This window comes from Sporosarcina sp. P3 (assembly GCF_002743415.1).
GTDB classification, from domain to species: Bacteria; Bacillota; Bacilli; order Bacillales_A; family Planococcaceae; genus Sporosarcina; species Sporosarcina ureae_A.
The window spans coordinates 50,511-74,305 of the sequence record NZ_PDZE01000005.1 but is presented as its reverse complement, the minus strand read 5'-3'; the positions used below and the strand labels follow the sequence as shown (position 1 = coordinate 74,305).

Below are 23,795 nucleotides of genomic sequence, written 5' to 3'. Positions count from 1 at the left end.
AGCTATACCTCGCTATGGTCGTACTCTTGAATAGAATCAGGGAACGGAGCGCTTTCCTTCTTGCGATTACCTCCAATAGATAACCAGACAACCCCTACCAGCATGATCGCTGCGCCACTTATTTGCCAGACACCCATTGCCTGACCTAGCCAGAAAACGGAAACGATCATCGCCGTAAGCGGTTCGAAGCTAGACAGCACACTCGTTTCAACGGGTGAAATATAATTCATACTTTGCAGGAACATGATGAAAGCGAGCGTTCCCATAATAATGACGAGTAACAACATACCCATCGCTGGACCGTCAAGCAAAGCACCAAGATTCATGAAGAACATCGGCAAATTGATGACGAATAAAGTCATACCGCCAATGAACATTCCCCAGCCGACGACGAGTAATACTCCCCACTCCGCCATAAGAACTACGGGATATAATGTGTAGAATGTAAAGGCAAATCCTACAATCACACCCCACACAATTGCGGTCGTACCCAATGAAATACTCGAGAATGAACCGTTTGTTAAAAGTAAAATCAAACCGAATAACGCAACGATCATACCGATCACCTGGCTGCCTGGTGGGAAGGATCTTTGTAAAATCGAAAGCAGAATGATAATGTAAACCGGCGCAACGAACTGGAATAATGTAGCCACCACTGCGTCACTATGTGCAATAGTTTGGACAAAGCCGAATTGTACACCGAGCATTCCGATGACACCGAACATCAACATTTTACGTAACCACAACTTTTGTCTCATAGGACGACCTACTTGTATGCCTTTTGCTTTCAATAATAAGAGCAACGCGCCACCCGCGATCGACAAACGAAGGATTAACATCATCGAAACAGACATTTCACTATGGTCCAAAATCCACTCCATCATAGGCCCCGTAGCGCCCCATAAGATCGAACCGATAATAATCATCATAATTCCTTTTAATCGCAACATGATTGATCACCCCTTACTAATTTCTTGTCTTTTTAGTCATATAGTATAAAATTCACATATGAGACATGGACAACACTGAAACTTCATTTATAATAGTTATATAGTAGAATTGGAAAGGAGTACCTCTATGCACACAATTCCGTTACCAGAGACTAGCAAACATCAGACATTAGTCGATAGTCTAAGTAAATACCAATTAGTTACACATACGGATGGCGATGGTCTAATCACCTATGCTAACCAAAATTACCTAACTGTCAGTGGTTGGACTCCTAAGCGCATCTTAGGCAAATCTTTCTGGCAAATGTTTTCAGATCAACCTGAAAGCCAAGAAATAGCGAACTCCATTTGGGACTGTTTGCTGTCCGGAAAAACATGGGCGGGTAAAATAGAAAAAATGACTCGCAAAGGCGATTCCTTTTTTGTGAATACACTCGCTGTCCCTACCCTCTCCGATTTCGGAGAACTGCAATCCGTGTTCTTCCTAGAACTTGATATTACGGAAGATGTTCGCTTGCAAGAACGCTTAGGAGACATTGCATTCATTGATGTAGAAACCGGACTTATGAGCCGCCACAAGCTAGAACAAGTAGTAAATGAATCCATCGCAAATGCTAGCCATTTTTCATTTGTCTATTTGACGATCGATCATTACTTCACTATGAAAGAGCTGCAATCCCAAGAATCTGAGACGCAGCTTATTCAAGAATTCACTAACCGGTTAAAACGCTACTTCCAAGATAATCCGATTGCGCGGATCGATACGAATAGCTTTGTTGTACTGACAGCTTTCGGTGATTGGTATATTCAAGGTTTCTATGATTTCTTAAAGCAACAGCCAATCTACCTCAGCCACAATGCGCAAACCATTTCGATCAGTGGCGGGATTGTCCGTTTCCCTGAAGACCAGAAAACCTATTCGCAACTGTACAAAGTCGCGATGACCGCCGCAAATGATGTCATTAGTCAAGGTGGTGGACGGATTGCTTCACTGTCTGCTGAGTCCCATAAAATTCTGAACCGACGTTTGGAAATTGATCGCAAGATGCTAACGGCACTTGATCGCAATTCATTGCATGTAGCGTATCAGCCACAATACGATGTGGCTAGCGAGAAAATCACTTGCTACGAAGCACTCGTTCGTTGGGAAGATGAAGACCTTGGCGTCATCAGCCCTGACGAATTAATTCCGATTGCAGAAGAAAATGGTTTGATTGAAGAAGTCGGTGCATATGTGGCAGAAGAGGCGATGACGTTCGTAACGAAATGGCATCGTGCAGGGAATGACATGAATATTTCCATCAACTCTTCTATTCGTGAATCTTTGAATCCACAATGGAAAGACCGGTTAATCTCCATCTTGAATCAAACCGGTTGCCCAGCAGATAAAGTGCAACTTGAATTCACCGAGAAATTCGCGCTTAAAGCGGAAGAAGAACAATCCGTGCTGGCACAAATGTCCGAACTACAAAACCTCGGTTTTCAGTTCACTCTCGATGATTTCGGATCAGGATACGCATCGTTGCGCTACTTGCAACACTTGCCGATCTCCAGCGTCAAAATAGATCGCGTCTTTATCGATACGTTGTTGAGCAATCCAAAGACGCAAAAGTTGATCGAAGGACTGATCCAACTTTCCAAAAAAATTAACTTATATACCATTGCAGAAGGCGTCAGCAATGAACAGCAATTTGAGTTGCTGAAAGAAATGGGCATCGATGCTATGCAAGGTCATTTCATCGGCATGCCGATGCCCGCTGAACAAATCGAAATTAAATAAAGTATCGCTATCAAATTAGATGGAGCTCCTTTCATAAAGAAAGGGCTCCATTTTTGTCTATCTTATTCACTTGGGGTATGTCTTAGTGCGTTTGATTACAGCTTACTGTACGGGGGGTGAAAAGACAACCTTTTTTGATTGGTGTGCGGTAGGGGTGTGGGTTGGGTGGTGGTTGGGGTGGGTTGATTGAGCGGATAGCGGGTGCGATTGAGCGCTTGGCTGGGCTGATTGAGCGGATAGCAGTGGTTATAGAGCGTTTTGCTGGCTTGATTGAGCGGAACTCGACCGGTATAGAGCGCTTGGGCCACTTTATTGAGCGGATTCGAACGTGGCCGCGTTTGGGTTCATTGAATTGCTTCATTGGACGGACAGCGGGTGCGATTGAGCGGATTGCGATGGCTATAGAGCGCTTAGCTGGCCCTGTTGAGCGGAATTCGACTGAGATAGAGCGCTTGTGGAGTTGTATAGAGCGGACAGCGTGACCCATAGAGCGTTTAAGTTAGTTCATTGAGCGAGATGAGATGGCGCGGGTTGATACAGCGTTTCAGACAACACACTAAGCACTCGCGGACAGGCTTAGTGCATGATGGCGCGAGCGATTGAGCGCATTAGACAGACACATAGAGCGCTCGCGAAGATGGATTGAGCGGATCACGATGGCTATAGAGCGTTTGGCTGGCTTGATTGAGCGGAATTCGACTGGGATAGAGCGCTTGGGCCACTTTATTGAGCGGATTCGAACGTGACCGCGGTTGGTCCATCGACTTGCTTCATTGGACGGACAGCGGGTGCGATTGAGCGGATAGCGATGGTTATTGAGCGCTTAGCTGGCCCTGTTGAGCGGAATTCAACTGAGATAGAGCGCTTGTGGCGTTATATAGAGCGGATAGCGTGACCCATAGAGCGTTTAAGTTAGTTCATTGAGCGAGATGAGATGGCGCGGGTTGATAAAGTGTTTCAGACAACACACTAAGCACTCGCGGACAGGCTTAGTGCATGATGGTGCGAGCGATTGAGCGCATTAGACAACACATAGAGCGCTCGCGAAGATGGATTGAGCGGATAGCGATGGCTATAGAGCGTTTGGCTGGCTTGATTGAGCGGAACCCGACTGAGATAGAGCGCTTGGTCCACTTTATTGAGCGAATTCGAACGTGACCGCGCTCGACCAGCTTCATTGAGCGCATTGCGACCACCATAGAGCGCTCAGGCAAAATAAATGAGCACTCACCTATAAATATGAGCGCTCAAGCCTTGCTTTTCGATTGATTCAATGGATGACTCTCTCTAACGTATCCAGCGGTGTGAACTGGTCTAATGTATAGCTGTTTATTTCATTTACGGAAATCGTGTAGAGGGAATTACCGCTATATACCAGACGTTGGATTTCTGTTTCCCAGTCCATATAGTCATTCGTCATGGGTTTGGTCAGATCGGCGGTTTGGACGATGCCGCGTTCTGCTGTGATTTCGTAGATCATGGCGCCAGTGCTTTGGAGATCCAGGATGTTTTCACGCTGGGATTGCTCATACACTGAGATCGGGAAGCCGAATAGGTTTCGTGTTGGGTGGATGAACAGTGCGTGATGGTCGTGTTGGACTGATGAATAGGTCCCTTGCCCGCCGATGATTTCAGAAGCGGTTTCTTTTGGATTTGCAAAGTCTGTCACGTCGAACACGGAGATTTTCATGCCGCCTGTTTGGATGATGGGTGCGCCACCTTGTGGATTTTTCTTCGCGATGGTTTCATAGCCGAAGCCGATTAAGTGGCCTTCGTCCAGTGGATGCAAATAGTTGCTGAAGCCTGGTATTTTTAGTTCGCCGAGTACTTTTGGGTTAGTCGGGTCCGCAACGTCCATGACGAATAGCGGATCTGTTTCACGGAACGTGACCATATACGCTTTGTCTCCTAGGAATCGTGCGGAGTAAATGCGTTCATTGACTGCTAGATTTTCGACTGAACCGACTTGCTTCATGTTTTCGTCGAGGATGAATAAATGGTTCTTCGCTTTATTGCGTTCGTCCCACAGATTGCCTTCTGTTGTGACTGTCCGGAAATAGCCGTTGTGCTCATCCATCGAAAATTGATTTAAGATGGTCCCTCTTAGTTGAGCGGTTTGCAGGAAATGCACATGCGTTTTCTCGAGGCTGAATTTGAATACCTCACTAGTGCTTTGCTGATTGTCTTGGTAGTTTGTAGACGTTAAGTATAGATGATCTGCAGACATGTACAGTTGTTCACCGCTGCCGAGATAAGCTTTCGTATCTACTCCACTCCGTTCTCCTGATTCGATATCGAGTGTCGTAATGATCGAGTAGGAAGGTTCCATCGCGCCTGGCAAAATGGAAATTTTATCGAGTGCTAGTGGCTGTGCTTGTTGATTGGTTGCGGAATCATAGACTGTTGGTAGTAGCTGATCTTCTGCTGGAGTTGGATGATCGTACCAGAGAAATGGTTGATTATTCGTGACCATATAGACGAATTGGCCGATTTTACGTGTGCCGATGACGTAGCCTTCTGCCCCTGTTTCGCGAATGAGTTTCGGATTCGTGCGGTCCGTGACGTCATATACACGGATAACGGAAAGTTGCTGCATCGGCATGATCCGATCTTCTGTTATTTTCATATCCATATTGGACGTTGGTGCGTCTAGATTTTGGCCACCGATGACTACGACTTTGTCTTGATCTACATACAGTTGGTTTGCATAGAATCCATCGGTGAAGTCGGTCTTGCTGGCCCGGACCATCTCGTTTGGATTTCGTATATCCGTGATCATAAGTCCATCACCATTTAAGACGTCGTATAGGAAATCGCCGTCTGTTTTGACAGTGTCGGCTTCATCTACACCCGCTACTTGCTGGTTGGTTTGTGAATGGTCGACACCGCTACCAGAAGCTTTGTCTTCCGAAGAAGACTCTTCCATAATTTCACTGCGTCCTTGAGGTTTCACCCGTTCAAAGAAGTTCTCGATCTCCTTAATAGACGTGATGGGCTGTACGGATTCGAGGACGGTGAATGAAAGCGCTTGGTTTGCTGCGCGTTTCCAGATGCCAAAACTATTCGCTGGAACATGCAATGTATAGTTTCCGGGTTGCAACTCCCCTACTTGCAATGACGTCTTTCCATTTCCGTACGCAAGCTTGGCCGGTGTCTTCTCCTTATTTTTCGTCACGTAAAACTGTGAAGCGTCCACGTTTCCTCTCACGGGGTCTGTAAAGTAGACGTGTAGTGACTGACCCGCGAGCACAGACTTGGTCGATGTAACGCCTACTTTTGGCCAGAATAAAAAACTGATCAGCACAAGCACTCCGATCGTTCCAGCTACCCCCAACACAATGAGCCATTTACCTGTATTCATGATGTTCATCTCCTTTTATTTACTATGTAGTAGAGTAGACTGAAATTTTTCAGTTTCGTTACATCCTATGTAAAAAAGCTAAAACCACTCTTTTTATAGAGTGATTTTAGCTACGTTATAGCTTCTTCCATTGTCTGTCGCCTTTATCATTATGGATGGATTGTCCCGTATGAAACAGATTCTCTAGTTCTAGTTCATCTAGATAGCCTTTCAATTCAAGCATGATGTGATTGGTGTCGATCGTCTCCTGGTTGAGAAGATTCACATCTACTGCGAGCGGTACTTTCATTTTTTGTCCCGGTTCGATTTCCAATCCAAGGTCCGTTGAGTACTTGAAAGGGTTCTCTGCCCAACCTTTTTCTAGTTTCACTTCGAAACTGAAGGTTAATGTAGGCTGGTGAATCACCCTATTGGTGTCATTATTTATTTCAATTAAGTATTCAACTTTTCCATCTTCTAACGGTTTTTCTTGTAACACCTTGAGTTGTACATTTTCTAGATCTTCATAGAGACCTACAGCAGGTACAACCTTTTCATTTTCTGTATTCGATTCTTGCAATAATGGTAACACGAGTAGTAAAAACATCACGGTGACTGTCGCAACTACACTCCAGATTACTATACTCTGTTTTTTTCTAAGTGGTTGAATTCTGTTGGTTTCCTTGTAGCTTCGGTCCTTTTCATGTTCGCTCATCGTACCCCCCCTCTCTGTTTCATTTCTATCGATATTTCGCGGTAGTAAATCAGTATATGCAGCAGATGTCTAGTATCGAATTGGTTTTGAATCATTTTTTCATTATAGAAAAAGGAAGAGCAGAAAAATCGCTCTCCCTTTTATTATTTACACGCTAACAATCGATAATTCTTTCAGCTGTTGAATCGCTTGTTCAATCAATTCAACTTTTTGTACGAGGGCGAGGCGGACGTAACCTTTCCCTGCGGTACCGAAGATGCTACCAGGGACCATGACGACGCCTGCTTGTTTGATGACTTCGAAGACGAATTCTATGTCGTCGATGTCATAGGGATACTTCGCCCAGACGAACATACCGCCTTCAGACGGGGTCGTTTCCCAGCCTAATGATGCGAGTCCGTCCATTAACGCGTGGTGACGTTTAGAGAACTCCGCGCGTAGACGGTTGGTGATTTCTTCCCCGTTATCAAGCGCCACAATGGCCGCTTCTTGAATTGGGCCGAATGTTCCATAGTCGAGATTGGATTTTAGTTCGCGTAGCACTCTGATCATTTCAGCATTACCGACGAAGTACGCAATCCGTGCGCCTGCCAAGCTGAAGCTTTTTGATAGCGAGTTGATTTCCAAACCGACTTCCATTGCGCCAGGTGTTGTGAGGAAACTCGCTGGACGGTCGCCTGTGAAATAGTATTCCGAATACGCTGCGTCATGAAGCACGATGATTTCGTGTTTTTTTGCGAACGCTACGACTTCTTCGAAAAAGGCTTCATTTGGCATAGCGGGTACTGGATTTCCTGGTAGGTTGAGGATCAGTAACTTAGTTTTTTTCAGCACATCTTCCGGGACTTCATTCAGATTCGGCAAGAAGTCATTTTCCGCAAGTAATGGCATGTAATAAGGCACTGCGCCTGCTAGTTTGATTCCTGCGTCATAAGCGACATAGGCAGGATTCGTTGTCAGGACGTAATCTCCTTCGTCGCAAAATGCGAACGGTAAATGGACGAGACCTTCCTGCGAACCCATTGTCTGCAAAATTTCTGTGTCGGGATTGATGGTGACACCTGTGCGTCGTTTGTAATAATTCGCGACGGCTTCATGGAATCGCTTCGTTCCTCCCAGTGTGTAACCGTAAGATGAGGCTAACGCGCTTTGCTCAGACAACGCTTGACGCACACGCTCGTCAGGCGGAAGGTCCGGGCTACCGAGGCTCAAATCGATGACTTGCGTACCTGTTGCTTTTTTTAACTCGGCGGCTGCTTTTAAGTCACCAAAGATCGCTGGTGAGAATATAGACATTTTTTTGGAAGGTTGAAAATTCACGAAGACACGCTCCTTAGCTGTTATATAGTACTTCACGACTTTATTATAACACGCAAAAAGAATGCTTGGATTAATTTTATACCAGACCTTTTCATGTTTGTTCATGAGTAATCGGGGAATACTTTTGGTAACTATGCACAGAGGAGGATACGACATGAGTAAAAATCGATACGAAAAAATAGATGACAATATACCAGGACAAACACAATCTACACAGCCTGGCGTAGAGGAAGAAATGAATCCCGCGCCAATTTATGATGATCCTAATTTTACAGGTGCGGATAAATTGAAAGGAAAAACCGCATTGATCACGGGCGGTGACAGTGGAATTGGTCGCGCTGTCGCGGTTGCCTATGCGAAAGAAGGTGCGAACGTCGCCATCGCCTATTTGGCTGATCAGGAAGATGAAGATGCCGACAAAACGATTGCTTTAATTGAGAAATATGGTGGGAAAGCGAAGAAATATCAGACTGATATTAGTAGCGATGACAACTGTAAACAACTAATCCGCCAGGTAATAGAAGACTTCGGTGAGCTCAATATACTCGTTAACAATGCCGGTAAACAATTTCCGCAAACCTCGATCGAAGACATTACGGAAGAACAGTTGAAGGAAACGTTTGAAACGAATTTCTTCGGCTTGTTCTTTATGTCAAAAGCAGCCCTTGCGCATATGAAAAAAGGCGACTGCATCGTCAACACTTCTTCGATTACAGCTTATAACGGCTCGCCTGGATTGCTTGATTACTCCGCAACAAAAGGAGCTATCACAAGCTTTACCCGTTCATTGGCCTTAAATGTATCGGACAGAGGAATTCGTGTCAACGCAGTGGCACCAGGACCGATCTGGACACCGCTCATCCCTGCTACATTCGACGTGAAAAAGGTGGATGAACATGGTGCAGACACACCGATGAAACGCCGTGGACAGCCTGCTGAGAACGCACCCGCTTATGTATTCTTGGCTTCACAGGACTCGAGCTATATGACGGGACAGACGATACACGTCGATGGCGGCGACTTTGTTGGGTCTTAATTAGTACGACCACGCTTATACTCTCAAAATAAGAAATTCCACGCGAAAAAGCGATGCAGTAAGCCATGAGGCTTACCGCATCGCTTTTATTCCTCAAACGGCCACTTAGGCAACATACGATTCAATTTCTTATCACTACGCTCTCCAAGCACATATTCCGCCTGCATGATCGTATGGATTTCTCGCGTGCCCTCGTAAATAACGGGCGCCTTCGAATTGCGTAAATACCGTGCAACTGGATATTCATCCGAATAGCCGTACGCGCCATGGATTTGCACAGCGTCATCTGCTGCTTGGTTGGCAAAATCACATGCTTGCCATTTCGCGAGTGACGTCTCGCGTGTATTGCGAACACCGCTATTCTTCAACTCACCTGCGCGATAGACGAGAAGACGGCTCATTTCATAACCCGCTTCCATCTTCGCCAGCATTTGCTGGACTAGTTGATGTTCACCTATTTTCTTGCCGAACGTTTCACGCGTTGTAGCATACTTTACACTCGCTTCAAGACAGGCGTACAACAAGCCGACTGCACCTGCTGCCACGGTGAAACGGCCGTTATCTAGCGCAGCCATCGCAATCTTGAATCCTTCGCCTTCTTCGCCTAGTAAGTTGGTAGCCGGTACGCGCACGTCTTCAAAGAACAGCTCGCCCGTGTTACCAGCGCGAATGCCATATTTCCCTTTGATTGCTTTCGATGAAAATCCAGGCATGCTCCGCTCTACAATAAACGCGCTGATGCCGTGGTGCTTCTTTGATTTATCTGTGTAGGCGAAAACGAGGAAGTTGTCTGCTGAATCACATAATGAAATCCACGTTTTCTGCCCGTTCAATACATAGTCATTGCCGTCAAGAACCGCAGTCGTCTGAATGGCGGAAACGTCTGAGCCAGCGCCTGGTTCCGTCAATCCGAACGCACCGATTTTCTCGCCTTTTGCTTGCGGCATCAAATACTTTTGCTTCTGCTCTTCTGTTCCCCACTGCATTAGCGTCATGCAATTCAAACCGATGTGTACGGAAACTGCGGTACGAAAAGCTGTGTCTCCACGTTCGAGTTCTTCGCATAAAATTGCCAGAGCATTATAATCCATCCCGCTACCACCATACTTTTCTGGTACACAGACGCCCATGAATCCGAGATCCGCAAGTCGTTTCCAAATTCCTTTGTCAAAACTTCCCTCTGCATCCCATTTCGCAATATGCGGCATAATTTCCGCATCTACAAACTGTCTGGCCGTTTGTCGCAACATGTTCTGTTCATCTGTAAATGTAAAGTCCATCTTCGTGTCCTCCTTTACAATGAAACTAGGCTTTTTCGATACGTGCATTTACTGCAATTTGCCCTACTGGCATGCGGTATACACGATTATACAACTGTCGATAAAACTTACGGAACTGACGCTCATTTAATACAGGCAGTGCGGACGTAGTCATTAATAATAACGGGTGCTTGAAATTGGTTAGCTTCACCGCTGGATCCAGCGTCAGTCCATTGCGTTCATAAAAAGCGATACGTCGTGTCCGAATCGATAATTCCTCTTCATTTCGGGAAAAGTCGGGGTCTTCCACTTCTAGTAAAATTCCCGCTGGCGATAACGCATCCAGACGACGAAGCATGACGCTGCCTAAGCCATATGAACGGAATTCCGGTGCTATTGCCAAGTAGAGTACGTGAATACCGCCATATTTCGGGATTTCCTGATAGATAGCATAGCCGTAAATGTTGATGCCGTCCGTCAAATAGACTGCACGCAAAATATTTTTCTTCAGTGCTTTACGCATAATCGGGAACGGAATATGATCGAGAAATCCAAAGTCTACTAGCACAAATTTAAATAACCTGTTCAACGTCCGTCGATTCGTTGCGAGATGCTGTAATCCCATCTGTGATGTATTTAATGTTTGGTGTTGCATAGTACTTCACTCCTTAGACATACGAGGAGATGGTCTGTTGAGATCTAAATCCACGCTTTCCTACTAGTATATACTGTATCAGGCTTGTTGTACGTCAATAACCACTCCACGTTTCTTCATTTCCGCGATATACAGTTCGCCAGGCACAATATTTTCTGGTGGATGAGCACCTCTTTTTGTGATAACTCCGTTGCCGATCATTTGCGCTACGACAGAAATAGTGTTGGCCGTCGCAAGTGCCATAGCGGTTTCGTTCGTGTTCTGATCCTTTTCCGTAATCATATTAAACGTGACCGTCTGTGGCTGTTCGTCTTTCGTACCGCTCACTATGACGCGAAGTAAGACGGCATCCGATTTGTCTCTCAGGCGCAATTGCGGTGTCAAATGAGCGAGCATGACGTCGCGCACACGTAACGGTCTACCATCTACTTGAATAGTAGAATCTCTAGACAGTAAACCGAGATCAACTAATAGCCGCACCTTCTCAGCATGACCCGGATAGCGGATTGTCTTGTATTCTAGCGTGTCGACGGTAGGGAATGACTCGAGCATCGTCGACGTACCACCTGACGTATGGAAGGCCTCCATTTCGCCATAGCCATCGAATTCTAGCGTTTCAATTTCCGATAATGAAGGCAATTCCTTCACTTCACCATTCCGCATAACGCGCGATGAATCGGTGTAATGATCGAATAATCCTTCCAACGAAAAAACGACATTATAATTCAGTGGTGGCTCAGGTTTAACCGGAACTCCGCCTACATACAGTTTAATCGACTTCGTTTCATCGAGTAACGACGCACCGTATCCTGACAGAATATTAATCATACCGGGTGCTACGCCGAGATCCGGAATCAATGTCACACCTTTTGCGGCAGCCCGTTCATTTAGTGCAAGCACTTTTTCCGTTGCGCCACCGATATGTCCGCCTAGGTCGACAACATGTACGCCCCGCTCTACTGCACAGCGGGCGACCGCTTCATTGAAAGTATAAAACAGTGCGTTGACGACAATATCTCCAAGCCCGATGACGTCGCTCAGTTGCTCTTCATTCGTCGCATCGAGTAATAAAATATCGAGCTTTTCATTCATTAGTTCTTCAGCGAAATCTTCCGCCTGCCGAATCGCGCGGTCCGCGAGATACACTTTTCTCACTTCGTCTTGCTTGACTAAATCACGCACAACCTCTTTTCCCATTAATCCTGCACCTAATACCACAACTTTCATCTGCTCATCCCTTCTTCCTGTAAATTCATTCCGTATCGATTTGCGCACGTTGTAACTTGCCGCTGTAATCGACGTAAATGCTCTTCCATTCCGTAAAGACATCGAGCGCCGCAACTCCAGAGTCACGATGACCGTTCCCCGTTCCCTTCGTTCCACCAAACGGCAAATGAATTTCCGCACCCGTTGTCCCTGCATTGATATAGACAATACCTGTATCTAAATCACGTTGTGCGCGGAACACGTTATTGACGTCTTGCGAGAAAATAGAACTGGACAAGCCATATGCAACGCTGTTATTCACTTCGATCGCTTCGTCCAGACTGCTGACCGTAATCAATGACACTACCGGGCCGAAAATTTCTTCCTGTGCGAGTCGGCTATCCCATGCGACATCCGCAAACAATGTAGGTTCAATATAATGTCCAGTAGCGAATCGGCCTTCATTCAGCACCTGTCCACCCGCCACTAGATTTGCACCTTCCTCTTTGCCAATTTCAATATAGCGTTGGATTTTCTCCAGCGCTTTTTCATTGATCACCGGACCAACTTTCACGGTTTCGTCCAGTCCGTCGCCCATCGTCAGGTCTTTCATGCTTTCTAGCAGACGTTTTTGCAGCTCTTCTTTTACATCTTGATGAACGATGACCCGACTACAAGCTGTACAGCGTTGTCCTGCCGTTCCAAATGCGCTCCATAAAATACCTTCTACCGCTAGCTCAATATCTGCATCTTCCAGCACGATGACCGCGTTCTTGCCACCCATTTCAAGGGACACTTTCTTCAAGTGACGTCCGCCTAATTCCGCCACGCGTCGACCTGTTTCCGTCGAGCCAGTAAACGAAATAACACGTACGTCGGGATGTTCGATTAGCGCAGTACCAACGTCTGATCCTGAACCAAAGACGATATTCGCCACGCCATGCGGCAAACCAACCTCTTCAAAAATTAATGCCATTTCATACGCCATCAACGGAGTTTCCGTCGCCGGTTTCCAAATGAATGTATTCCCTGCTACCATTGCCGGAAACGATTTCCACGTAGCAATCGCAATAGGGAAATTCCACGGCGTAATCAAGCCGACCACGCCAATCGGTGCGCGAACGCTCATCGCGAATTTATCTTGCAACTCCGACGGAACGGTTTCACCAAACAACCGTCGACCCTCGCCAGCCATGTAGAACGCCATGTCGATTCCCTCTTGCACTTCACCACGCGCCTCTTCAATTACCTTACCCATTTCCTTCGTCAACACGTACGCTAAATGTTCTTTCTTATCTTTCATTATACGGCCAATTTCATAGAGATAGTCCGCACGCTTAGGCGCTGGCACCAAAGCCCACTTCCTTTGCGCCCTCTTCGCCGCAGCCACCGCCTGCCCCACTTCATCCTCGGTCGACAAAGGCACCTGCGCCAACTCTTCCCCATTCGCTGGATTCAATACAGCGGTATAACTAGCGGCTTCCTTCTGCCAAACACCATCAATATAATTCGTCAGCTTCATCAAAACTACTCCTCTCTACTCCATATAGATTTCGTAAGTAATCCCTATTAGAATTGTTCGACAATATATCATCCTATTCCTCTTTAGCTAGACATATTCGGGAAAAATGAACTTGATGGGCAAGAATGGATGACAGACTTAGAGCGCTTGACTCATTTCATAGAGCGGTTAAACGGGCTGATAGAGCGCTCTAGAGCGATCATAGAGCGACTATTAGAGATGTATGAGCGGATATCGTGGAAGTATGAGCGCGTAGAAGAAAGTATGAGCGTTTCTCCCCCTAAAGAAAACGATACTAGATGATCGCGGAAGGCAATGTCGTCACGCAAATCAAGCCCTACTGCTCATCAATGCCAAAAAACCGTCACAGCAAGTCGGAACTTCCAACTCGCCGTGACGGCCTGCATGCATTACAGCAAATACCAAATATAATGCGCTTCCTCATGACTACCAGGCGTAAGCGCCACGCTCTTCGGATAACTCATCTTCTCCACAGCCATCTCCATCAACTTACTCACATGTGGATTCAACTGCTCTGCCTTAGCAAACAACTCCAAAGCACGTTCCGAAGACTTCCCTTTCGCACGCTCCATCTCCACCAACCAAGACAAATACCAATACGTTGCATCGCCTTCAGAAACTTCTGCACTCGCTTCCAAAACCTGCGCCGCCTGATCTATCTCGCCTTGGTGAATCAATGAAGAAATCGCCAAGTACCGTGCACTTTGGTGATCATAGAGGTCGAGCGACAGCAGGCGCAACAACGTCTCGCTCGCTTCAACAAAACGATCTTGCTCATAGAGCCATACACCGTACTGCATCAAACTACGTAAATACGGACGATTCGGTGCGAACTTCCATGCATCTTCCGCACGGTTGTCAAACTGTTTGTCACCAGAGAATATAGCTTGCTTAAAGAACTTCTCCTGCTCGTCCTTCGAATCTGTCAGCTCCACCTGAAGTAATAACGCATCCACATTCGTTGGGTCCGCGCCATAAGCTCCTACCGCGAAGTCATGTCGCTGTTCGATCGTTTCGGCATTGTACGCCATATAACCAAGCATTTGCGCTTCTTGTTGCTGATTTTCCGGCTCGAACGGCTGTTGAATAGCTTCTTGAATATATGCTTGCGCTTCTTCAAATGAATCAAAATTATGCTTTTGCGTCAACATATGCACTTGCCAGTTCATTTGCTCAGACGGCAGTGGATTGGTACCGATATGATACGTTTCACCAGTTTGCCCTTTCGCCATCATTTTCTCAAGATCTTCAATCTTCTCTAGCAAAATATCCGTGTGCTTTCGGAATGAAGAAACCGAAACGTCAAACAGTTTCCCTACTTCTGCTTGCGTATACGTAGTTGGCATCATGTTTGTATCGACTGCCAATTGGAACGCCGCTGCAGCAAGTACTTCGGGCTTACGGAACTTCGGATTTTGATCGGTAAAGTAGTATGCCATCAAGGACAGCACCATTTCATACGCGCCCGGATAAAGCTCTTCCTTTTCGAGTTGAGCATCCAAAATTTCTATTACTTCACGTTGTAAGGGTGTAAAGTTTTGCTCGACTACGTCAGATAATGTCTGAACGTCGAGTTTGCAAACGACTTCGTAAATGTCAACAAGATGCTTCTTGAAGAAATCGAAGCTATTTTTTTCTTCACTCGTTTCAGCTAGATCTTGCACACGCGTCAATAATTCATCACTCATATGCTTATTCACTGCGATGGCAGAAATCGGCATGACCCAGCGCTCATCATTGCGCATCTCTTCCAATACGATGGCAATGATAGCGCGAACGTCTTCAGGCTCGCCTGCTTCTCTTGCTAATAAATACTCGCCATCTCCAAGAATTTCTTTCATATGGTAGACTTCTTTATCCGCCTTCGTCACTTCCGCGAACGTAATGAAAGCATTCTGCCAGCTCTTCAAAATAGCTCGTACCGCTCTATTTTGCGTACGGTTCAGCGCTTTTACGAGGTGGCGTCTCCATAGATCTTTGCGGACGATGAAGAAATAATAATCGCTGACATTCGTCACGAGTTCCTCTTCTTCCATCCACTCACCTAGACGTCCTGCCCACTCTTTCAACAATCCTTCTAATGATTGAATCTCAGCAGGAGACAATGTAGTTTCATAATAGCTGTTTAATACTTTCTTCAGTTCTTCCTGAACTAGATTTGTGCCCGGCATATCTGTTTTGCCGCAGCAGTTCTCTACGATATCCCCACTTCCGCATGGGCATTTTTCTTTATTCCCTATCACATCGAACACAACCTTTTCTTTTTACTATACCATACTAAAAAGAAGCTCCGCATGCATAGTAGCATACGAAACTTCTTATTCTACTTTTTTGACTGTTCCTTCACCTCTTTAATAGACGGTGAAGTAGGTGGCATAACTCGTTTAATGAACAACGAGAGAATCAATGCGAAGACTGTAATCACTGTCGAAACAAAGAACGCGTGATTGACACCGTCGAGCATCGCCATACGTTCAATCTCTTCTGTCATAGTAGACACATCGACTCCAGATGCGGCTAAGTCCTTTGCTTGCGCCATTGCCGATGCATCCAATCGTTTGGTCATGAGTGTCAATAACAATGCCGAACCAATTGCACCAGAAACTTGTTGCAATGTGTTATTCATGGCGGTACCATGCGGATTCGAGATCATCGGCAACGAGTTCATTCCGTTTGTCATAACTGGCATCATGACCATGGACATGCCGAACATACGGAACGTATAGACTGCCATTAAATAATAATAACCTGTATCCATCTGTAATTGGCTCATTAGATATGTACCAATTACGGAAATAATCAGCCCTGTATAGACTAATATCCGCGGACCGTATCTATCAAATAAACGGCCTGTAATAGGCGACATGATGCCCATCAAAACTGCACCTGGCAACATCAGCAGTCCTGCATCTAGCGGTGAAATACCTCGGACATTTTGCACATATAACGGTGTCAAAATCATGCCGGAAAACATCGCTACTGCCAGCACCATAGATATGACGGAAGCAAGTGCAAACATCGGATGTTTGTAAATTCGAAAATCGAGCATCGGCTCTTTCATACGTAGTTGTCTTACTATAAATAATACAAGGGCTACCGTTCCAAGTGCGATCATCCCATAGACGAGCGGGGAACTCCAACCTTTTTCACCTGCAGAACTGAAACCGTACAGCAAACTACCAAAACCGATCGTCGATAATACTAACGATAAGAAATTGATGCGTACATCACGATTTGGCGTAATATTTTTAAGTTTGAAGATAGCGAGAACCAATGTTAATACGGAAATCGGCAAGACAATTTCAAACAATGTCCGCCACGAATAATTTTCCACTACCCAGCCGGATAAAGTCGGTCCAATTGCCGGTGCCGTGAACATGACGAGACCAAACATACCCAGTGCCGCTCCCCGCTTTTCAATCGGGAAAGCCGTCAACATGACATTCATTAGTAACGGCATCATCAGTGCGGAACCAGATGCCTGGATCATCCGTGCGACTACTAGCAAAGAAAATGTCGGTGCGACGATTGCGATCAACGTCCCTAATGAAAAGAGCACCATCGCTGTAATAAAGATTCTTCTATTGGTAAACTTCTGTATAAAAAACGCACTTGCCGGAATCATTATCCCGTTGACCAGCATATAACCAGTCGTCAGCCACTGAACGGCTGATGGCGTGATCGAGAACTCTTCCATAATGACCGGTAATGCGATATTCAGCAACGTATTATTCAAGATCGCTACAAATGCACCAATGAACAATATGGCAATGATGCCATAAGGCGGTTTTTCATGCATTTTTTTAATTTCTAATGATTCTACCATTTTACCCTCCTATAACCTATATAAAATATGTCAGAAGTATATTTTATACCGCCAGTACATTTATTACAACTAATACATTTTAAAAGATTTAAAAGCTTGATATGGCAATGTTTTAAGATTAGTATATGAAATGTACACACAGTATAAAAAATAAAATTACGGGTGATTCTCTATGAACGACCGCAAAAGGCACGTATTGCTTATCGCGAAACAATTATTTATCGACAAAGGCTTTCATGCGACATCCATTCAAGACATTTTGGATGCAGCACAAATTTCAAAAGGCACGTTCTATAATTACTTTTCTTCTAAAAACGAATGTCTAATGGCCATTTTGCGCGATGCCTATTATATAAGTTACTTACGAAGAAATGAGCTGGCGATCGGTAAAGATCTTACAGACCCCGCCTTACTTTCTGCACAAATTGAAATTCGTTTAACAACGAACCGGGAACAAAACTTGCTACCGTTGTTTGAAACTATCGTGCATTCCCCTGACGACGAGCTACGTCAATTCGTCAAACAGATGCATTTCCGGGAACTGGCATGGATTGCGAAACGACTCGTTAACGTTTACGGTGAAGAAATAAAACCTTACGCTTACGATTGTGCATCGCTGCTTTTTGGCTTCATCCAACACGCACTCAACGTCTGGAAAAGTTCCACTACCGAACACGTCGATACGATGAAACTAGTCGAATTCGTTATGCAACGAATGGAAGTCATCGTGCCGGACATCATCGAACGAGACGCACGCTTCCTGTCGCAGAACTTACTAGAAGACATGTTAACAGCCGCAGAGTTTTACCCGATGACACGCGAAGTATTGATCGAGAGTTTGCAAAAATTCATTGACGAGTTACCGGAAGAAGAAAGTCAAGGATCGTTATACAGCCAATTTTTAGTGGACGAGCTATCATCTGATCCACCTCGACTGTATTTACTCGAATCCGTCGTACGCTCATTCCGCGAAGCCTTCGAAGGCTCCGAACTGCAGCTACAGGCAATCGAATTATCCGCAGCAGTTTGGCTGTTCATCCATAAATCTCAATAACAACAAAAGAGACTAGCAAAGTCGGCATGTACGACTTTGCTAGTCTCTTTTTCAATTGTTGAAAACAGATACGGGGAGTGTAGGAGCGTACCTGGAACGTCGCAACGGCGCTCCCACGTCACGACTACCCACGAACCTGATGATTAGGCTCTTCTCCTTGCGCAAACGCAAGCAATGCGTCTACGTTCAGCTTCATCATCGCCTTGCGCGTCTTCACGGTGGCACTGCCAATATGCGGCAACACCGTCAAATTCGGAAGCGTCAGCAACGGATGATCGAGCGGAACAGGCTCCGTCTCAAAGACATCTAACCCTGCCGCATGAATTTTCTTCGTGCGTAGCGCATCAAACAACGCGTCTTCATCCACAATTCCGCCACGCGCAACATTGATCAATATACCCGTCTCTTTCATCTGAGACAACTCTTTCTCCCCAATCATACCTTTCGTCTCTTCGCTATACGGCACTAAAATTAGCACGAAATCAGACGATGCAAGCAAATCCGGAAGCTGGGCATACCGACAACCATACATATCTTCCATTTCGGACTTGCGGTTACGATTGTGATACAGCACGTCCATATCGAACCCTTTTGCACGTTTCATCACCGCTTCACCGATTCGGCCCATTCCGATGATACCAAGAGTCGCCCCATAGACGTCGGTTCCCGTGAAACCAAGTGGCTCCCATGATGTCCAACGTCCTTCGCGCAACATATTCTCTGCGCCAATCACATCACGAGCCGTAGCCATCAATAAAGCAAATGCTAAATCCGCCGTCGTTTCTGTCAGCACATCGGGTGTATTCGTCACGACAATATTTCGTGCCGCTGCCGCTTTGACATCGATATGATTATAACCCACTGCCATATTGACGATCAGTTGTAAGGAAGGCGCTGCGTTTAGCACTTCTTCATCGATTTGATCCGAGATAACCGTCCATAGCGCATCGACGTCAGCTACTTCTTTAAGCAATACGTCACGAGGAACGGCTTCACTCGTCGATTCCCACATGCGTACTTCGTAATGTTCACGCACGGGGGCGATCATTTCTTCTGGCATCTCTCGACAGATATATACTGTTGGTTTCATGGACAGCACTCCTTTAGCCACCGATATAGTTCATATTGATTTTCTTCCGGTTCTTTACAGTTTGCTCCGTACGTTCATCGGAATAGCGATCTTTTCGACCTCTCCACACGTTGGCAATCACTTCGTATAGTTCTCCGTCCGTTTTATCCGAACGAATTAATTCCCGCAGATCAAAGCCGTCAGACGCGAAAAGACAAGTGTATAATTTCCCTTCAGACGATAGACGTGAACGTGTACACGTTGAACAAAACGACTCCGAAACGGATGTAATGAAGCCGACTTGAGCATCCGTTCCTACATAGCGATAACGTTTAGCCACTTCACCGTAATAGTCTTCTTCCGCAGGTTCCATATCGAATTCAGCAGCCAGCATGTCGTAGATTTCTTTTTTGGTGACCACTTTTTTAAAGCTCCAGCCGTTGTCATTGCCGACATCCATGAACTCGATGTAGCGCAATGTGATGCCGCGTTCTTTGAAATACGCAGCCATCGGAAGGATCTCGCTTTCATTGACACCTTTTTGTACGACCATATTCACTTTGATAGTAAAACCGATGTCCTGCGCCTTTTGAATGTTTTTGAGAACGAGTTCAGGTGAAATGCCACGGCCGTTGATCTGGCCAAACAGTTCCGGGTCCAGTGCGTCTAAACTAATGTTCAGACGGCGCAATCCAGCGTCGTAAAGCGGTTGCGCGTATTGACCGAGCAGCACTGCGTTCGTTGTAAGTCCGATGTCTTCGATCCCTTCGATGTCGTGAAGCTTCTGTATCAACTCGGGCAAATTGCGACGCATCAGCGGTTCACCGCCAGTCAAGCGCAGTTTCTTGACACCTAACTGAGCGAAAATTCGAGCCAGGCGTTCTATTTCTTCAAACGACAGTAATTCATTTTTTGCTAAAAATACGAAGTCATCACCAAATACTTCTTTTGGCATGCAGTACGTACAGCGGAAGTTACAACGATCCGTAACAGAAATCCGCAAGTCCCGAATCGGACGTCCGAGTTGATCTACAATGGCATTCATCTTCTTCATCCCCTTTCCAGTTCACATGGCGTGTTGACATTTTTGAAAGCTATTTCGGGTGTAGGGGTTAATAAAGCTCCTTCAATCCACTGACCTTCGTGTTGGCCTTGCACATGCATCACGCGACGATTGCCATCGCGCAACGCTTGTTTGATCGTCGGTTTGACACGTGCGTCCCAAACCGATACGAGTGGATGTCGCTTCCCTTCAACCGTGACAGACGAAATATCTCCTTCATGCAATTCCATTAATCTTTTCATGATACTCGCTTCTATGAACGGCATGTCACAAGGCAACACGACGTAGCGGTCTGCTTCCATTAATTCCATTGCAGATAAAATCCCCGCAAGAGGGCCCATTCCAGCATACGCCGCAAGATCCGTCGTCACCTGAACGCTGTCTGGAAACTGTTCTTGAAATTCAGGACGCGTCACGACGACAATTTCATCGCAAATCGGTCGCAATGCTTCTAGCGAGTACTGATAGAACGAGTGTCCTTCATGCGTCGCAAAGGCTTTTGGCGAGCCGAAACGTCGCGATTGTCCGCCTGCCAGTAACACACCGACCGTCTTCATCCGCCACTCACTGGTGGAATGAACGCGCAGACATCGCCCACTTGAATGACATCATCCTTTAGGGCATACTCTTCATTCACCGCCACATGGATCGTCTCTTTACCGAAACCAGGATACGTCTCTTCCGCCCAGTTCAGCAATTCTTCCACCGTCAAAGGCGCACGATCCAAAGACTCTTCATCTTTACCCGTTAACTCCCGTAGCCTTGCAAAGTAATGAACTGTAATCATTGTGATTCGCTCCCTTTCTCTGGATATTTCTTCTGTGCACCGATCCACTCTTCACCGTCTTCCCAGATTTCCTTTTTCCAAATCGGTACGACTTCTTTAATTCGCTCAATCGCGTATTCATTTGCCTCATACGCTTCTTTTCTGTGAGGTGATGATACCGCGATCACTACAGCAATATCCGATATCTTCAATTCACCAATCCGATGCGCCATCGCGACCTGAATTCCCGGCCACTTTGCTTCCATCTCCGCACCGATTTCCGCAAGTTTCTTTTCTGCCATCGGTACATAGGCTTCATACGCGAGATACAATGTGCGAACACCATGCGTCCACTCGCGTACATGTCCTGTAAATACCGTCACTGCACCCGCCGCCGGATGCAGAACCAACTCACTGTATTTCTGCACATCAATCGGTGTGTCTATGATTTCATACCGTTTCATAATCTCGCCTCCACCCATTCTTGCAGCCAATCGTCGAGTCGTGTGATATCTTCGAACAGTTCGGCTGTTTTCTCTGTCCGAATGATGCCAGACAACGACTCCAACTCTTGCCGTTCCTCTTCATTTCGGATGAGGACCACTTTCTCACCGACTTCTTGTTTATACCCTTCTATCAATAAAACATCTGGCTCACTAGACGCGGCCAATGCCTTTAGTTGTTCAAATGAACGTTCTTTGTTTTGTATCAATTGTATCATATCGCCACCCGCTACAAGTGTAGAGACAGCTCCAAATTCTAAGAATTGCACCGTGTCGGTATGTGCTGGCGGCAGTTCAGGCGCGCCACCATGCCCATGATGTTTTAGCACCGCAACTTCATAGCCAAGATGTTTCAGCACAGTAATCCAATGCGAAACAAGCGTCGTTTTGCCACTATTCTTGAAGCCGACGACATGTAACGTCTTCACAGCTCCCAACGCTCCACGCCTTGTTCCGTTCCTAGCAATAATACATCCACCAACATACCTTTTTCAAAGCCGCGCGTTCCGCTTGGCAAGACGATGATACAGTTACCACGCGCAATAGAAGACACAGCGCTAGACTTATTGAAGCCAGCAGGCGTTGCAACGACTCCTTCATTCGTCATCGACCAGCTAGCACGAACGAAACGAGTGAACGGATTCGCTTTCTTGAAATCCTCACCAAGAACCGCTTGAATACGTGGCATATAAGGCGCTGTACAACCCATCATCGAATAAATAGCAGGACGCGCGAACAACTCAAATCCAGTGAAGCAAGCAGAAGGATTACCTGATAGGCCAAATAATAATTTATCGCCTAACACCGCTACCGTCGTCACACTTCCCGGACGCATTGCCACTTTATTGAACAATACTTTTGCACCAAGACGTTCATAAATTACCGGCAAATAATCATAATCTCCAACCGACACACCGCCCGTCGTAATGAGCAAGTCCGTCTCCTGAAGAGCTTTCTCAACAAGTTCAGTACACGCATCTAAATCGTCTTCCATCATGCCATACGACGTATATTCAATCCCCATTCGCTTCAACTGCGCGCGAATCATCGGTCCATTTGAATTGCGGATCTTCCCTGGTTCGAGTTCATCCTCAACATCCAGCAATTCAGTTCCCGTCGACAACACGCCAGCAATCGGCCGTTTCGCAACACGCACTTGTGCATAGCCAAATGTCGCAAGCAACGCGATCGTTCCCGGATGAATAACCGTTCCTGCCTCAATCAACGTCTCACCTTGTTTTGCATCTTCCCCTTGACGCGAAATATTCTCCCCCGCTTCAAACGGCTTACGCAGCGTAAATCCACTGTCGTTCTCGACCGTTTGCTCTAGCATAACGACTGCGTCCGCCTGTTCTGGAATCAACGCACCCGTCATGATGCGGAACGATTCACCTGTCTCCATCGGACGATCCGCCACATGCCCTGCACCAATTTCCCCAATCACACGGAACGCTTTTCTTGCGTCTCCTGAAGCCCCCATCGAATCTTCCGCACGAATCGCAAAACCATCATACGGCGAACGATCAAAAGGCGGCACATCATGCTTTGCCACGATGGGTTCTGCCAGCACACGACCATATGTATCTTCTAACGGAAGAATTTCCGTCTGAAGCTTATGTACATTTTTCATCACACGTTCCACAGCTTCCGCCACTTGAATCGGTTTTCGAATTTCTACCACGTACATCTCCTACTTTCTTTTGGTATACT

General features: G+C 46.1%; 24 protein-coding genes. 7 read left to right on the top strand and 17 right to left on the bottom strand.

Features of this window, described 5'->3' with window-relative positions:
* Positions 1 to 2: 2 nt before the first annotated feature.
* A complete protein-coding gene (locus tag CSV61_RS07870) occupies positions 3 to 950 on the bottom strand; it encodes a DMT family transporter (RefSeq protein ID WP_099638775.1) in 948 nt (315 codons plus the stop codon).
* Between the two features lie 127 nt (positions 951 to 1,077).
* Here CSV61_RS07870 and CSV61_RS07865 point away from each other — a divergent pair, with 127 nt between their 5' ends.
* From CSV61_RS07865 to CSV61_RS16765, 5 genes are all read left to right on the top strand, one after another.
* Entirely contained in the window at positions 1,078 to 2,730 is a 1,653-nt protein-coding gene (locus CSV61_RS07865) for a sensor domain-containing protein (RefSeq protein ID WP_099638774.1), read from the top strand.
* A gap of 161 nt (positions 2,731 to 2,891) precedes the next feature.
* Complete coding sequence (locus CSV61_RS07860) at positions 2,892 to 3,212, top strand: hypothetical protein (RefSeq protein ID WP_099638773.1); 321 nt, start codon at positions 2,892 to 2,894, stop codon at positions 3,210 to 3,212.
* Between the two features lie 117 nt (positions 3,213 to 3,329).
* On the top strand, positions 3,330 to 3,476 hold the full coding sequence (locus CSV61_RS16775) for a hypothetical protein (protein ID WP_158233805.1): 147 nt from the start codon (positions 3,330 to 3,332) through the stop codon (positions 3,474 to 3,476).
* Positions 3,473 to 3,625: a hypothetical protein gene (locus tag CSV61_RS16770; RefSeq protein ID WP_158233804.1), complete on the top strand. Its 153-nt coding sequence runs from the start codon at positions 3,473 to 3,475 to the stop codon at positions 3,623 to 3,625. The genes CSV61_RS16775 and CSV61_RS16770 overlap by 4 nt, the downstream gene beginning before the upstream one ends.
* Positions 3,626 to 3,726: 101 nt before the next feature.
* Positions 3,727 to 3,888 (top strand): hypothetical protein, encoded by a 162-nt coding sequence (locus tag CSV61_RS16765; RefSeq protein WP_158233803.1) that lies wholly within the window; start codon positions 3,727 to 3,729, stop codon positions 3,886 to 3,888.
* Positions 3,889 to 4,000: 112 nt separating this feature from the next.
* Here the strand turns inward: CSV61_RS16765 and CSV61_RS07855 are convergent, their stop codons facing one another.
* From CSV61_RS07855 to CSV61_RS07845, 3 genes are all read right to left on the bottom strand, one after another.
* The gene (locus tag CSV61_RS07855) at positions 4,001 to 6,091 is read right to left on the bottom strand and encodes a beta-propeller domain-containing protein (RefSeq protein ID WP_158233802.1); all 2,091 of its coding nucleotides are present in this window, start codon (positions 6,089 to 6,091) and stop codon (positions 4,001 to 4,003) included.
* 115 nt (positions 6,092 to 6,206) lie between these two features.
* Positions 6,207 to 6,785 carry a hypothetical protein gene (locus CSV61_RS07850; protein ID WP_099638771.1) on the bottom strand — a complete coding sequence of 193 codons (579 nt, stop codon included), beginning with the start codon at positions 6,783 to 6,785 and terminating at the stop codon, positions 6,207 to 6,209.
* Between the two features lie 147 nt (positions 6,786 to 6,932).
* Positions 6,933 to 8,105 (bottom strand): aminotransferase class I/II-fold pyridoxal phosphate-dependent enzyme, encoded by a 1,173-nt coding sequence (locus CSV61_RS07845; RefSeq protein ID WP_099638770.1) that lies wholly within the window; start codon positions 8,103 to 8,105, stop codon positions 6,933 to 6,935.
* A gap of 154 nt (positions 8,106 to 8,259) precedes the next feature.
* Here CSV61_RS07845 and CSV61_RS07840 point away from each other — a divergent pair, with 154 nt between their 5' ends.
* The gene (locus CSV61_RS07840; RefSeq protein ID WP_099638769.1) at positions 8,260 to 9,141 is read left to right on the top strand and encodes an SDR family oxidoreductase; all 882 of its coding nucleotides are present in this window, start codon (positions 8,260 to 8,262) and stop codon (positions 9,139 to 9,141) included.
* Positions 9,142 to 9,227: 86 nt separating this feature from the next.
* On the opposite strand, the gene CSV61_RS07835 is transcribed toward CSV61_RS07840, so the two are convergent.
* The 6 genes from CSV61_RS07835 to CSV61_RS07810 form a co-directional block, all read right to left on the bottom strand.
* Complete coding sequence (locus tag CSV61_RS07835; RefSeq protein WP_099638768.1) at positions 9,228 to 10,421, bottom strand: acyl-CoA dehydrogenase family protein; 1,194 nt, start codon at positions 10,419 to 10,421, stop codon at positions 9,228 to 9,230.
* A gap of 25 nt (positions 10,422 to 10,446) precedes the next feature.
* Positions 10,447 to 11,055, bottom strand: coding sequence for a GNAT family N-acetyltransferase (locus CSV61_RS07830; protein WP_099638767.1), 609 nt, complete (start codon positions 11,053 to 11,055; stop codon positions 10,447 to 10,449).
* A gap of 78 nt (positions 11,056 to 11,133) precedes the next feature.
* A complete protein-coding gene (locus tag CSV61_RS07825) occupies positions 11,134 to 12,282 on the bottom strand; it encodes a saccharopine dehydrogenase family protein (RefSeq protein WP_099638766.1) in 1,149 nt (382 codons plus the stop codon).
* A gap of 25 nt (positions 12,283 to 12,307) precedes the next feature.
* Entirely contained in the window at positions 12,308 to 13,783 is a 1,476-nt protein-coding gene (locus CSV61_RS07820; RefSeq protein WP_099638765.1) for an aldehyde dehydrogenase family protein, read from the bottom strand.
* Between the two features lie 410 nt (positions 13,784 to 14,193).
* The gene (locus CSV61_RS07815; protein WP_099638764.1) at positions 14,194 to 16,047 is read right to left on the bottom strand and encodes a tetratricopeptide repeat protein; all 1,854 of its coding nucleotides are present in this window, start codon (positions 16,045 to 16,047) and stop codon (positions 14,194 to 14,196) included.
* An 80-nt stretch (positions 16,048 to 16,127) separates the two neighbouring features.
* Positions 16,128 to 17,630, bottom strand: a complete 1,503-nt coding sequence (locus tag CSV61_RS07810) for a DHA2 family efflux MFS transporter permease subunit (RefSeq protein WP_099638763.1) — start codon at positions 17,628 to 17,630, stop codon at positions 16,128 to 16,130.
* 172 nt (positions 17,631 to 17,802) lie between these two features.
* Here CSV61_RS07810 and CSV61_RS07805 point away from each other — a divergent pair, with 172 nt between their 5' ends.
* Positions 17,803 to 18,684, top strand: coding sequence for a TetR/AcrR family transcriptional regulator (locus tag CSV61_RS07805; protein ID WP_099638762.1), 882 nt, complete (start codon positions 17,803 to 17,805; stop codon positions 18,682 to 18,684).
* A 124-nt stretch (positions 18,685 to 18,808) separates the two neighbouring features.
* Here the strand turns inward: CSV61_RS07805 and CSV61_RS07800 are convergent, their stop codons facing one another.
* From CSV61_RS07800 to CSV61_RS07770, 7 genes are read right to left on the bottom strand one after another with little or no spacing between them, the layout of a single operon-like run.
* Complete coding sequence (locus tag CSV61_RS07800) at positions 18,809 to 19,774, bottom strand: 2-hydroxyacid dehydrogenase (RefSeq protein ID WP_083034854.1); 966 nt, start codon at positions 19,772 to 19,774, stop codon at positions 18,809 to 18,811.
* A gap of 13 nt (positions 19,775 to 19,787) precedes the next feature.
* Positions 19,788 to 20,807, bottom strand: coding sequence for a GTP 3',8-cyclase MoaA (gene moaA / locus CSV61_RS07795; RefSeq protein WP_099638761.1), 1,020 nt, complete (start codon positions 20,805 to 20,807; stop codon positions 19,788 to 19,790).
* Positions 20,804 to 21,373 (bottom strand): molybdenum cofactor guanylyltransferase, encoded by a 570-nt coding sequence (gene mobA, locus CSV61_RS07790; protein ID WP_099638760.1) that lies wholly within the window; start codon positions 21,371 to 21,373, stop codon positions 20,804 to 20,806. Before mobA ends, moaA begins: the two co-directional genes overlap by 4 nt.
* The gene (gene moaD / locus CSV61_RS07785) at positions 21,370 to 21,603 is read right to left on the bottom strand and encodes a molybdopterin converting factor subunit 1 (protein WP_099638759.1); all 234 of its coding nucleotides are present in this window, start codon (positions 21,601 to 21,603) and stop codon (positions 21,370 to 21,372) included. The genes mobA and moaD overlap by 4 nt, the downstream gene beginning before the upstream one ends.
* Positions 21,600 to 22,046 (bottom strand): molybdenum cofactor biosynthesis protein MoaE, encoded by a 447-nt coding sequence (locus CSV61_RS07780; RefSeq protein ID WP_099638758.1) that lies wholly within the window; start codon positions 22,044 to 22,046, stop codon positions 21,600 to 21,602. The genes moaD and CSV61_RS07780 overlap by 4 nt, the downstream gene beginning before the upstream one ends.
* The gene (gene mobB / locus CSV61_RS07775) at positions 22,043 to 22,513 is read right to left on the bottom strand and encodes a molybdopterin-guanine dinucleotide biosynthesis protein B (protein ID WP_158233801.1); all 471 of its coding nucleotides are present in this window, start codon (positions 22,511 to 22,513) and stop codon (positions 22,043 to 22,045) included. Before mobB ends, CSV61_RS07780 begins: the two co-directional genes overlap by 4 nt.
* The gene (locus CSV61_RS07770; RefSeq protein WP_099638756.1) at positions 22,510 to 23,766 is read right to left on the bottom strand and encodes a molybdopterin molybdotransferase MoeA; all 1,257 of its coding nucleotides are present in this window, start codon (positions 23,764 to 23,766) and stop codon (positions 22,510 to 22,512) included. Before CSV61_RS07770 ends, mobB begins: the two co-directional genes overlap by 4 nt.
* Positions 23,767 to 23,795 lie beyond the last annotated feature (29 nt).

Excerpts from the sequence above, each read along its gene's own strand:
- CSV61_RS07870 (WP_099638775.1), bottom strand. The coding sequence starts at position 950 with ATGTTGCGATTAAAAGGAATTATGATGATTATTATCGGTTCGATCTTA.
- CSV61_RS07865 (WP_099638774.1), top strand. The coding sequence starts at position 1,078 with ATGCACACAATTCCGTTACCAGAGACTAGCAAACATCAGACATTAGTC.
- CSV61_RS16765 (WP_158233803.1), top strand. The coding sequence starts at position 3,727 with ATGATGGTGCGAGCGATTGAGCGCATTAGACAACACATAGAGCGCTCG.
- CSV61_RS07855 (WP_158233802.1), bottom strand. The coding sequence starts at position 6,091 with ATGAATACAGGTAAATGGCTCATTGTGTTGGGGGTAGCTGGAACGATC.
- CSV61_RS07850 (WP_099638771.1), bottom strand. The coding sequence starts at position 6,785 with ATGAGCGAACATGAAAAGGACCGAAGCTACAAGGAAACCAACAGAATT.
- CSV61_RS07840 (WP_099638769.1), top strand. The coding sequence starts at position 8,260 with ATGAGTAAAAATCGATACGAAAAAATAGATGACAATATACCAGGACAA.
- CSV61_RS07835 (WP_099638768.1), bottom strand. The coding sequence starts at position 10,421 with ATGGACTTTACATTTACAGATGAACAGAACATGTTGCGACAAACGGCC.
- CSV61_RS07830 (WP_099638767.1), bottom strand. The coding sequence starts at position 11,055 with ATGCAACACCAAACATTAAATACATCACAGATGGGATTACAGCATCTC.
- CSV61_RS07825 (WP_099638766.1), bottom strand. The coding sequence starts at position 12,282 with ATGAAAGTTGTGGTATTAGGTGCAGGATTAATGGGAAAAGAGGTTGTG.
- CSV61_RS07820 (WP_099638765.1), bottom strand. The coding sequence starts at position 13,783 with ATGAAGCTGACGAATTATATTGATGGTGTTTGGCAGAAGGAAGCCGCT.
- CSV61_RS07810 (WP_099638763.1), bottom strand. The coding sequence starts at position 17,630 with ATGGTAGAATCATTAGAAATTAAAAAAATGCATGAAAAACCGCCTTAT.
- CSV61_RS07805 (WP_099638762.1), top strand. The coding sequence starts at position 17,803 with ATGAACGACCGCAAAAGGCACGTATTGCTTATCGCGAAACAATTATTT.
- CSV61_RS07800 (WP_083034854.1), bottom strand. The coding sequence starts at position 19,774 with ATGAAACCAACAGTATATATCTGTCGAGAGATGCCAGAAGAAATGATC.
- moaA (WP_099638761.1), bottom strand. The coding sequence starts at position 20,807 with ATGAAGAAGATGAATGCCATTGTAGATCAACTCGGACGTCCGATTCGG.
- mobA (WP_099638760.1), bottom strand. The coding sequence starts at position 21,373 with ATGAAGACGGTCGGTGTGTTACTGGCAGGCGGACAATCGCGACGTTTC.
- moaD (WP_099638759.1), bottom strand. The coding sequence starts at position 21,603 with ATGATTACAGTTCATTACTTTGCAAGGCTACGGGAGTTAACGGGTAAA.
- CSV61_RS07780 (WP_099638758.1), bottom strand. The coding sequence starts at position 22,046 with ATGAAACGGTATGAAATCATAGACACACCGATTGATGTGCAGAAATAC.